The sequence below is a fragment of the Paraburkholderia sp. J11-2 genome (genome assembly GCF_905220185.1).
GTDB lineage: Bacteria > Pseudomonadota > Gammaproteobacteria > Burkholderiales > Burkholderiaceae > Paraburkholderia.
Genome location: NZ_CAJMYY010000047.1, coordinates 39,759 through 50,764 on the forward strand (window position 1 = coordinate 39,759; position 11,006 = coordinate 50,764).

7 protein-coding genes are annotated in these 11,006 nt (G+C 56.6%); 3 read left to right on the forward strand and 4 right to left on the reverse strand.

Annotated features, from left to right (window positions below):
- Positions 1 to 490 precede the first annotated feature (490 nt).
- Together U5A57_RS38920 and U5A57_RS38925 are read left to right on the forward strand one after the other, a co-directional pair.
- Entirely contained in the window at positions 491 to 832 is a 342-nt protein-coding gene (locus U5A57_RS38920; protein WP_321917444.1) for a hypothetical protein, read from the forward strand.
- Positions 833 to 1,344: 512 nt separating this feature from the next.
- Positions 1,345 to 2,331 carry a hypothetical protein gene (locus tag U5A57_RS38925; RefSeq protein WP_321917446.1) on the forward strand — a complete coding sequence of 329 codons (987 nt, stop codon included), beginning with the start codon at positions 1,345 to 1,347 and terminating at the stop codon, positions 2,329 to 2,331.
- Between the two features lie 493 nt (positions 2,332 to 2,824).
- Here U5A57_RS38925 and U5A57_RS38930 read toward each other — a convergent pair whose 3' ends face one another.
- The 4 genes from U5A57_RS38930 to U5A57_RS38945 form a co-directional block, all read right to left on the reverse strand.
- The gene (locus U5A57_RS38930; RefSeq protein WP_321917448.1) at positions 2,825 to 3,310 is read right to left on the reverse strand and encodes a peptidoglycan-binding domain-containing protein; all 486 of its coding nucleotides are present in this window, start codon (positions 3,308 to 3,310) and stop codon (positions 2,825 to 2,827) included.
- A gap of 31 nt (positions 3,311 to 3,341) precedes the next feature.
- Positions 3,342 to 4,745: a hypothetical protein gene (locus U5A57_RS38935; RefSeq protein WP_321917449.1), complete on the reverse strand. Its 1,404-nt coding sequence runs from the start codon at positions 4,743 to 4,745 to the stop codon at positions 3,342 to 3,344.
- A gap of 894 nt (positions 4,746 to 5,639) precedes the next feature.
- Positions 5,640 to 6,032: a hypothetical protein gene (locus U5A57_RS38940; RefSeq protein ID WP_321917450.1), complete on the reverse strand. Its 393-nt coding sequence runs from the start codon at positions 6,030 to 6,032 to the stop codon at positions 5,640 to 5,642.
- Between the two features lie 3 nt (positions 6,033 to 6,035).
- Positions 6,036 to 8,390: a tetratricopeptide repeat protein gene (locus tag U5A57_RS38945; protein ID WP_321917451.1), complete on the reverse strand. Its 2,355-nt coding sequence runs from the start codon at positions 8,388 to 8,390 to the stop codon at positions 6,036 to 6,038.
- Positions 8,391 to 9,146: 756 nt separating this feature from the next.
- Between U5A57_RS38945 and U5A57_RS38950 the strand changes: the two genes are divergently transcribed.
- Complete coding sequence (locus U5A57_RS38950; protein ID WP_321917456.1) at positions 9,147 to 10,253, forward strand: IS5 family transposase; 1,107 nt, start codon at positions 9,147 to 9,149, stop codon at positions 10,251 to 10,253.
- Positions 10,254 to 11,006 lie beyond the last annotated feature (753 nt).

Genomic DNA, 11,006 nt, shown 5'->3' on the forward strand with positions numbered 1-11,006 from the left:
GAGTAGTGAGCCCCATTGGACTAGAGAATGCGGACCAAATCTATCCCTGGGAGCTCGCCGGCCTCAAGTCTAGCAACGAGCTATCCAATCCTACTCTCGGGGAGTTCGCGGTATCGGTCGTACTCGTCATCGTGAAGGTTAAAGGCCGCCGATCCGTCCAAATTAGGCGCGCTGCTGCGCGGCCCGCTCGATAGATAAGTGCTCAACGCTCCTTGCGGCGAATCGGGAAGCGATAACGGCCTTTCCGTGATCCAGGACTGCACATCGTTGACAACGACGGGAAGGTTCTGCAATGAACCATGCTCACCCTTAATATAGCGAAGTTCGATCTTTTCAAGTTCGGCAGAGGCCAACGGCACACGGCCGTCGCCTTCTCGATGCGGATCGCCGGGCATCCGGTGCGTAACCTTGTCGGTATCTTTCCACGATCCAGACCTTCCAGGTTTTCATTCGAAACGTATGCCGTCGCTTCGTCGAACTGTGCCGGGGGTTGAAACTGCTATCCAGCGACAGCGCGAGAGCGTCAGATTTTCTTGAAGGTCGTCGGGATGTCATTGAAACAGCGAGGGCCATGCTGCCATTAGCAAGATGGACCAAGGTCGAAGAAGAGCCAGAATTTCAATTATTCCGCGCGATCGCGTCGGAGACCGACGACCTGCCTGTTGGCGAAGTAAGAGCCTACTGGGCGCCTGAAGCTTTAGCGCGAGAAGATGTCCGTATCCGGGCGGCTGAAGCGCAGTGGAACGATAGAGTGCGGTCCGCAGCCGCGCGACTGGTCGAGCGATACCATTGGACCATCGTCCCGGTGGACGCTTCGCCGTATGAAGAATGAAAAGCACGGTGTAGTGCAACAGAGCTACATCAGGCGGGTTCGGCCAATAGTTGCCATTCTCGCAACAGTCAAAGCCGTCATTCCACCGACCGGTTCACTTCGGAAAAGACCGGATGCTTAATACGGAAAATCAGCTGAAGCGGTCTTACGAACATCGCTCAATGAGAGGCAGGTGTTCGTCGGTGAACGACCTTGCTACTGACACGAACTGTATTCTCGGCCCTGGGCAACGCGAGGCCCTGATCGGCCGAAAGTTTGCAACGTTGCCAAGAGACGAGAGAACTCACCTTAAGATGGACAGACAGGTCGACCAGAGTCACGTCGCGCCGAAAAACCAGCACCGATTTCTATCTAGACTTTTGGAGGCAGATCGTCAAAAACAGTGCAAAAGTGTGCGCCTTCGCGCACTAGGGCATTTCCGAATGCGAGAAACTTGTCTATGGTCTGCGGTTAATGCCCGATCGAGCGTGTTGTATCGGATCGCAAAGTTCGCCTAGTTTGTAAGGGTAGACGTGTCCACCGAAGACGAGCCAAAAGTAAAGCGTTCGTGGAGGCTATTCCGCTTCAGCTCGATCGTGGCCGCTCTGGCCGCCGCGGCAGCCTTGTTTGGGAATGTAAAGACCTTGTCGGAACCCTTTACGGCGGTTAGTTCATTCGTCGGGGAGCGGCTAGCGGCTGTCATCCTTCGTCAGCCCACAATCAGGATACGTTTGGCAAAAGCCCTACTCGCCGATCGGGATGCGCAAAGACTTGCCTGCTTCGACTCGGCGAATCCAATTGATCTCGACGGAAATGGTGTGAAGTCTGACGTTGCCGTCCTTTTCAGGCGTGCTCTGACGCCGGGCGACTGCCAGAATGCCGGCCCTCTCGATGCGGCATTTTATCAATGGTCATGGACGGGATTTAAATTCGTCGGAGATCCTCCTCTTCCTGACGGCTTAACTGCCTGGAACTTTGTCGGGCCTGCAGCTTTTCGAGAAGCTGCAGATTCGTCTTACCCGGTGATACATATCTTCATGCTACGGGACGGTCAAATCAGCGATGTGGGACAGATCGACACTGTCACAGCCGAAGAATATGCCGGAACGGACTATGTCGCGACTGATGATGGAAAAGCCGCATGGGTCGTAACAGCGGCGTCAATATCGAAGGTGTCGTTTGACAGAGACGGAAAACCTTTGATCCAAAGACTCGACGGCAAGGCACTCGTCGCGCAGAATCAGGGGCTTGATCTCTTGTCGTATAGCCCGGAAGGTATCCTGTCCTTTGATGGAGAGCCGCTGTCAGAGGATTCTCCTAAAGCCGGTGATCAATTCGACGTCAGAATGTCACCGGGATATCGGCTTTACCTCCTAGGCTGCAAGCCCGTGAATGGCTTGGATGCTGCCTCGGAGGTGGCCGGTGCATATTCTATGAACTTTGCAAGTAATCCATCAGTTTCTTGTGCGCTCGGTGAAGAGTCGGCGTTCAACGTCAAAATCTCGCCGAAAGAGTTCTAACAGGCTCTGTCTGCACCTCTGTGACCAATCGATGGACCCATTGTGCGATTTCCGTAAATCTCAACGCGCGATGCAAGAGTGATTGCGCGCTTCGTCAACGAAAATCCAAGGCTGCGACTTGGCAAGCTCTTGCGCTTTCTTGCTAGCTGTTCTCGCAAAAGAGGCCTGAATATATGACCGGATATGTCTGTTAGCTGCCCTTGAATGCTCGACCGCGCGACCGTCGGCTGTGGGTCTATTTCGTTGAAAAACTCCCCTGAGAGTCGGATTGTTCGCTATCCTGGAATCCATCAATCGGCGGGAGTGCAACCTGAATTAAGGACATCCGGCATCAAATCGCCAAGAATCACATCGACGCAGTGGCGCTTTGGAAAGGCATTCCGTGCGTCGGTGAGGTGCATTTCAACAGCCTGCTAGGGTACGCCGTATGACGGGTGAATTCATCCACGCGACCTGTGAAGCAAGTACGACATCCGCGGAACGTCCTGGGAAGTCAAGGATCCGTAGGTGCGAATGCACGCTTCGTCGCGTCGTCAAGAATTCCGGTCGTGGGAAGCCCCTTCATTTCCTGAAATCGGCGCAGCGCGGATTGGGTGGCGGCGCCCATATGGCCGTCGACGGGCGCACTGTATAGACCGGTCGCCTTTAGCTTTTCCTGCAGCAACGCCGTTTGAACAGTTGATTGGAGACCGGCAACATTCTGCGCCGTCTTCCCTGCGATATCTTGCGCCTGTGACGCACTATTCTCAGCACGCTTTGCTATGGTCTCAACCTGATCCAACCTGGCGCTCATCCCTTTGCCGTCGATCGAGACGTCCACAGATTTCCATACGGACATTCCGACGAGAACAACTCCAAGCAGCGACATACAGCTCCCACCCAAACCGAAGGAGCGATGTTTCACATACACGTAGACGACAGCCACTATCATTAGCGCGCCGAGAACAAGCCCGATCAGAAATGCCGGATTGCTTGGCATAAAGTCTCCTTCGCACAAATGTGAACCGATCCTAGTCTGTCGGTTGTATTGGCTCAACGATTACCGTCGACACTCGGTGCAATTCGCGAAGCAATAGAATCGATGCACCCGAAGTTATCGCGATGCACAGTACAATCAGAATCCCCACCAGATAAGCAACTGCCGATGTACCTCTCAGGGTAAGGAGTAACAGTATCGTTGAGCCGATCGGTAATACTCCGATGGAGATAAAGCTAAGGATGCTCGAGAGAGCGTCACTATGAAGACCAACCCATGGGTAAACAAGGGCATTCGGATCCTTATTGCTAGTGAGCGCGCGTAGCATCATACGGATGTTCGAAAGGAGATATAAGCAAACAAGTAGAACAGCAAACGGTGCGGTGATCGACAGAGTGCTCTTTTCCAAGGTCTGGCCTAATACTGTTATCGTCTCCTCTGCTTTTGCGGCTTTATCCCTCAAATACGACGTCGCCGCATCCACAGTCTGCCCAGAAATTTCATCCGACACACGCCCCAGATGTGGAAACGCGGAGTCGAAACTATCAACGAACAACCGTAGAGACCCTGGCCACGGAGTTCTCGGCGAGGAAAACCACATCTCACCAGTCTTTTCCCACAGCCACATATCTATCCGGCGCCAGATAGTAGGGCTTTGCTTTCTTAGCGCAGTCAGGGCCGAGTCGGATTCCGCTTGGTCAAAAAACCACTTCCTGAACGGAGGCGCCCCGACCGAGAAATGACAGAGACATGCCTTCCCGAGCCCAGCGTTATCTAGTTCAACGACGATATCTTGCCGCTTACTTTGTGGCGTTTCAAAATGCAGGGCCAAGCTCCATCTCGCATTCGAGATGCGTGGGAAGTTGACAAAGTTCAGTGGGCGTGACGTATCCAAGAATGTGCCGCCTACATCCGTCACTTCAGCTGATTGAAGGACGACCCCATGTTGTAATGTGGGGCACATGTAAGATCGCTTGGTCACCGCGTCAAAGCAGCGAGGTGCTTCAACCGTTCGCTCTGGTGCAGCGAGCTTCCTTAGTGCCTCAACGAAAACTTTAGCCGGCGGTGCGACTCCGCCCGGCGGAGAAATTCCCGAGTTGACGTAGTCGCGATAGTACGACAGCGGTGTCGTCGATTCTGGCCACATCGAGCCAAATGGCGCTACGACCCAGAAGTTGGGAGAAATTGGAAGCGTGATATTGGAGGCCGATTTTTCTTCCACATATTGCTTCGCAATAGACACCATCGTCTTCTTTTGATATTCAATAATATCCGATCCATATAAATCAAGATTCCTTAGCTTGATATAATTTGCTTCCTCATAAGCTTCATAGTATTTCTCCGAGTCTCGTGGCGAACAGCAAAAAACGATGATCGCCGCACAGACTGCAACAAGGATAAGGTGGACGGCTCGAGTGCTTTCAATAAATTCCTTCATTGACTTCCCCCTGTCGACACTGCTTCACAACAGACGACTTGTCATTTCAAGGATGAACACACCGATCAGCACATTGCTTCAAATTCGCTTCGATTCCGTTGCAGTCTCAATACGACTAGATCCATTTTTCACGAACGCGATAGCACAAAAACCGTAAGTTACATTGCCAGACACAAGACGATACGAAGCTCGAACGTGACGTAGTTAGTAGCTGGTTGATGGTGTCATGTCCGTGCATACTTGATGAAGTATTGCACGAAAAATTAAGCGTCTTGATCATGTTAATTTTAGCAGATCACGATCTGACCAATACGTGCGAATGCCCACACTCTCTCGCCATCAATCGTGATTTTATTCGAAATTCACTCCCCGAGATCTTGATGTTAGCCGGCGTGATGAATGCAAGCGATGTGTGAAGTTTCCATTGAAAAGTCTCGGTGGTGCCCTGCCGTTTAGGAGTCTCCTTTGCTTCAGCTAACGGATCGTCACCAACGCGATGCGAGCTCCGCGGCAAGATTCCAATGACCACGCCGTCCGCTGGATTGCCGCCGCAAGCGTCTGGGTGCGCATCTGTTGCGCGATCTCGCCCACGCGCGGAGTACAAATTGCCCAAGCGTCACCGATTGCTTGTCTGAATGGCCGAAACACTTACACAGCGCTATTTCCAAGTATGCCTCGGTAGCGTAGAAGCAAGATCTGCATTCAATCTCGCGACGGCATCGCGGGGTCTCGGTGTGCCGAGCAACACCAGTACTCCGTCCTGAGCGCGAATCGAAGTTTGCCAATCGGATGGCTTCATCAGAAAATCGACCGCCCCGCGACGCATTGCATTCGCAGGTGGATTCGCACTGCAATTCGTGCTCATGAAAACGATCGGAAACGTACGCGAACGGCCTATTGGCTCACCGTATTGCCCGAGCCAGCGATCTGAGCCACTTTATTGTTGTCCCCCGCAACGTTTGCGCTTTGGTTCACCTCTGTTTGAGCCTGTGACTGGGCCATCCACTGCTCCAGGAACGCTGCAAGCTCTGGATCATCTACAATCGCTTTGCGCAGCTGAACCCTTAGCGCGGCCTGAACGTCACCGTCATCAGGTTGTTTTTCGAGGTCATCGAGTGCCGCCTTTGCTTCCGGACGGCACAGTCGCTGCTTGAAGCTGTCGATGAGTGCACCAGCCGACGACTTGCCAATCTCCTCGGCGCCCTTTTCAACGGCCTTCTTTAGCAGGGGCGTAAGTACTGCCACTGTCGATGAAATAAGCGCGGACAACGCTGCCGGGTCGAACATGATCTACTCCTTGTCAGACAGGTGTGGGATGAGGGGCGCAAGGAGCTCGGCGTCGGGCTCTTGTCCAGCAGCTGCGCATATCTGCCGATAGTCTCCAACAATCTGATTCATCCAGCGCGAGTGTGCGCCTGGATGTTGCAGGAACACTGCGGCGAGTGCGACAACGGCTTCCCGTGCAATCGGCACAGCGGAAACAGCGCCGTGGACCTCACGCGCGCGAAGCGACAAAACGATCAATGAGCTAGCTAGATGCGGCCGAAACACGTCGGGTTGCCCGGCGGACAGCTTGCGGTAAATCTCGACCGCCTCCTGCGCGGTCTGCAAGGCAGGCGCGCGCCTTCCCAGCTCAGCAAGTCTGTTGGACAGGGTGTGCAACGATATCGCCAGATCCGGCCGGAACTCGTCGGGCAGCTCGGCCGCCAGCGTGCGCCGGATATTGACCGCTTCCCGCGCGCGCTCCCACGCAGGCTCGAACTCTCCCGACTCAGCGAGCCTGTTGGACAGGTTGTTCAGCGCCATTGCCAGGTCCGGCCGGAACACGTCGGGGCGGTCGACGTCCAAAGCGCGGTACTTGTCAGCCGCTTCCCGCGCAAACTGCAAGGCGGGCTCCCGCATCTCCAGCTCAGCAAGCCTATTGGCCAGGTTGTTCACCGACATCGCCAGGCCCGCCCGGAATGCGTCAGGCTGCTCGACGTCCAGTGCGCGGTAGAGAGCGACCGCTTCCTGCGCGACCGGCAAGGCAGACTCTCGCCGACCTAGCTCACTGAGCCTGGTGGCCAGGCTGTTCAGTGACATCGCGAGATTGGGCCGAAGCACGACGGGCTGTTCTTTGGCCAGCGCACGGTACAGATCAACAGCATCCTGTGCATTCTGCAAGGCGTCCTCAGGTCGACCCGCCATTGCGCGCGCGACTGCCAGTCCATGTAGTGCCGCAGCAAGCCGATCCGGTGCCCCGTCCTCTCTTGCTATGCAAAGGAAGTACAGCTGTTCGGCGACCTGCAAATTCAGATCCCGCAGCACGACGCTTTCGATCGGCATGCTCGCTTCCAGCGAAGCGAGTTCCGTTTCGTTCTCGCTAAGCTCGTCGACGATGCGGTGAAGCCATTGAAGCGGAGCGCGTGAGCTCTCCGCAAAATCCTGCGCACATCGGATCACCGACTCAATCACCGGCCTGCCGAACGCAGCATGGCAGCGCAGCACGGTTGCGCCTCTCGCGTCCCGCCGCAGAATACGCAATACCAGCGCTCCGCCAATTAGGTCAGGCAATATGGGTGCGATTCCGTTCGCGCGCGGAAGCGCCTCCTCGAGTACGTCGGCCAGCTCGGCGGCATCACCGCCACCCGGACGGTGGATAGCGATTTTTTCATTCGCAGCGAAACCCTCGAAATCCTCACGTGCCACACCCTGCGCAAGGGTCACGCATGCAGCCAGATGCTGCACCAAGGCGGGATCGAGCGAGCGAGACCTCGCCAGCTCCTTCAGCCTGTCAGCCTCACGTCCAGCAAGCTCATCGGCAAGATCGACGCGGTTAAGCGAGAGTGCCTTCGTATGCCCAAGCTTCACCATCGCGAGCGCAGCCATCATCACGAACAACGGATCACCGCCCCAGGCGAGCTGCATCAGCTTCTCCCGAAGCGCCGCGTCGTCTGTCGGCGTGGAAATCGGTGGCCCTGAACTCGCCTGCTTCAGCATATGTTTGAGTAACGCCAGGCGGTCATCGCCGGCTACGAGCGGCCGCATCGGGACCGGCTCCGGCGGGTCCAGCACGGAGCGCTTGCTGGCCGCTCTAAATCCACCGGAGGCGAATACCGTGGCCCACCACCCGGTCTCAGTACTCGCATGACGCTCAAGCAACAGCAGTCGCAACACATGCGCTGGCTCCGTGGTCCGGTCAGTGAGTTCATCAAGCCAGTCGCGCAATAACTCCGCGTGCTCAGCAGCGTAATCCACCACAATCAGCGTCGGCTTCTGCCAACCCCAGTCGCTCAGATTTTGCTCGGCAAAAAACCGCCGCAACTCGGTGCGCGTGACAAAGCCTGCGTTCCAGCCGCCAGCTATCTTTTCGCACAGTTCGAGGGCGAGCCGTGTCTTCCCGCTGCCCCCGCCACCGATGAGCACGCGGGCTAGTATGGAACGCGGATCATTCAGGAAAGTGTGCAGACTGGCAGATTCCGCTTCCCTCCCAAGCAGCGGCGTCGAGAGCGTATAAGGTGAGAGCCTGTCGAGGTCCTGGCGAATCTGCCGACGTGCAACAAATCGCGTGAGTGTCAGGTATGCGTGACCCGCTACGACGGTATTGCCGTTGCCGGTAATCTGCACGAACGTGTTGCCCGTGCCAGCGATGCACACCCCTGACATTTGGACCCTCCGGGACCAACTGTGCCGCGCAACCGAGGCGCAACTTAAAAACTATAGGTGAAAAGACGTAGGAAGCGAATCTCCCTCTGAGCTCGTGTTGTAGGCGCCAAAGCAAAAGGCAACGGCTAGCGAGACCGTGACGAGTATTACAGGCTTGCTGATCGAAACCTAGCTACAAAGATGATCGAGGGACATCTGTGAAAAAGTAAAAAAACCGCCGAAATGGCGGCCAGAAAAAACGTCTCTCTCGAGGCCTAGCTCTCGAGTCGACAACCGTTTGGTGCAGCCGACTCAACTAATCGTGCGCTGTCCACTGCCGGTCGACCCGACAAGTCGTAATCCGACGATCCCGCATCCAAACTCGTCCGCGCGCCAGTGCACGCACAACGTTTGCTGCCCTTCACGGGCAGATTATCAAGGCCGCGTACCGTACGCTGAGCCAGTAGTATCACCCTGACAGGAAACGATCTCCGGCCACGCGCGAGCACCCGCCTCGTGGAGTCAACAAGGCGGTCGTGCGGCGCAACAAGAGCTTGGAGTGCATTAGCCAACGATGCCTACGCGCACCGTCGTCCTGCCCAGAAAGCCCCTAGATTGCCAACGACGATTCGATCCAGCGCGGCAGCAGATACGTGAGCACCGCGAAAGCAACATGGTCGCAACTCTAGCAGGCTGTTGAAATAGCCCTCACCGTCGTCATCCGAGCGAGAGCGGTAAACGTTGAGCAAGGGACCCCACGACCTTGAGACCGAAGCGATGCGCGGAGCGGACGGCTACACCGAGGCGATGTTCACAATGACGAAGCTGGATGACTTCGTGCCCACCAACCACCCGTTGCGCCTGATTCGCATCTGGCTGAATGACGCGCTCAAACGCATGGACTCGGTGTTCGCGCGCATGTACGAGAGTGACGCGAAGCGCGGTCGCCCGAGCATCGCCCCGGAGAAGCTGATTCGCGCGTTGCTGTTGCAGGTGCTGTATTCGATTCGAAGCGAACGCATGCTGATGGAGCAAATCTCCTACAACATGCTGTTTCGCTGGTTTGTTGGCCTGGCAATGGACGATGCGGTGTGGGACCACTCGACCTTCAGCAAGAACCGTGACCGACTGCTCGAGCACGATGTCATCGTAGGGTTGTTCAACGAGACGGTCGAGGCTGCACACGCGCGTGGCTACCTGTCGGGCGAGCATTTCAGCGTGGACGGCACGTTGATTCAGGCGTGGGCCGGGCACAAGAGCTTTGTGCGCAAGAACAAGTCGGATGACGATACGCCACCCGATGACGGCACGCGTGAGCGCGAGAACTGGCACGGCGAGAAGCGGAGTAACGAGACGCACGAATCGAGCACGGACAGCCAGGCGAAGCTGTTTCGCAAGAGCCGGCGCACCGGTGCACTGCTCTGTTATATCGGGCACCTGCTCACCGACAACCGGCACGGCCTGGTGGTGAACGCGCAGGTAACGCAGGCCAGCGGTACAGCCGAACGCGACGCTGCGGCCGCAATGCTCGCGGACGCTGCGCAACTTGCTGGCGTCCCGATTACGGTTGGGGCAGACAAGAACTATGACACGGCGGGTTTCGTAGCGACCTGCCGCGCCAATCGCGTGACGCCGCACGTTGCGCAAAACGACGGCCGCACAGGCGGTTCGGCGATTGACGCGCGCACGACACGCTGGGCCGGCTACGCCATCAGCCAGCGCAAGCGCAAATGCATCGAGCAAGTCTTTGGCTGGGGCAAGACGGTCGGCCGGATTCGTCAGGCAACGTATCGCGGCCGGGAGCGAGTCGAACAATTGTTCCTGCTGACTCAGGCGGCCTACAACCTCACGCGTATGCGTACGCTCGCCGGCAAAGTGGCATAGAGGCGCAAATCGGCGAGGAAATGACATTGGGTCAACCTGAATTAAGGACATCCGGCATCAAATCGCCAAGAATCACATCGACGCAGTGGCGCTTTGGAAAGGCATTCCGTGCGTCGGTGAGGTGCATTTCAACAGCCTGCTAATGCAGCGATGGGCATCCGGCACATGTCCGCGTCATGCTGTTTGAGCGTCATCAGTGGTTTTGTGCGAAACACGATGTCCTGGTGCGCCCTCCTCGCGACATCGATCGATTCTCCAGATGATCGTTGACGAAGTGCAAGCGTTTCGCCACAGGCGTGAAGACGCAGGGCGAAGCGCGCGTTTGCGGCAGCGTTGATGCCGCGCTTCGGCCACGCTGCCCGGATCCATCATCACCCGGCAAAACAGCGGATATCCTCTGAAGGAAGACGGTTGAACTCCGCGGCAGCAATAACACTGTCCTCGACGAATCGACTTCCCCGACCAGCAGCACTACGATCAAAAACATGCCGGTCGCCATGGCAGGTGCTTGTCGCAAGATAATTTTCTGACGATTCGCACTCACCGTGCCAGACTGCCCACCGATGGGGTGGCCCATAGCGCCTCGCGACGCATGCGTAGTGAACCCGCGCGGTCCCGTGCACGATCGCGGTGACCGTGACGCAGTCCGCCGCGTAGAGTGTTTGAATCAGGCGAGGAGGCAAGTGCCGGAAATGCGTGGCGCTATCCTCGGTGGGTGCCCGTCGATGCCACCACCCAGTGGATCGATGCCGC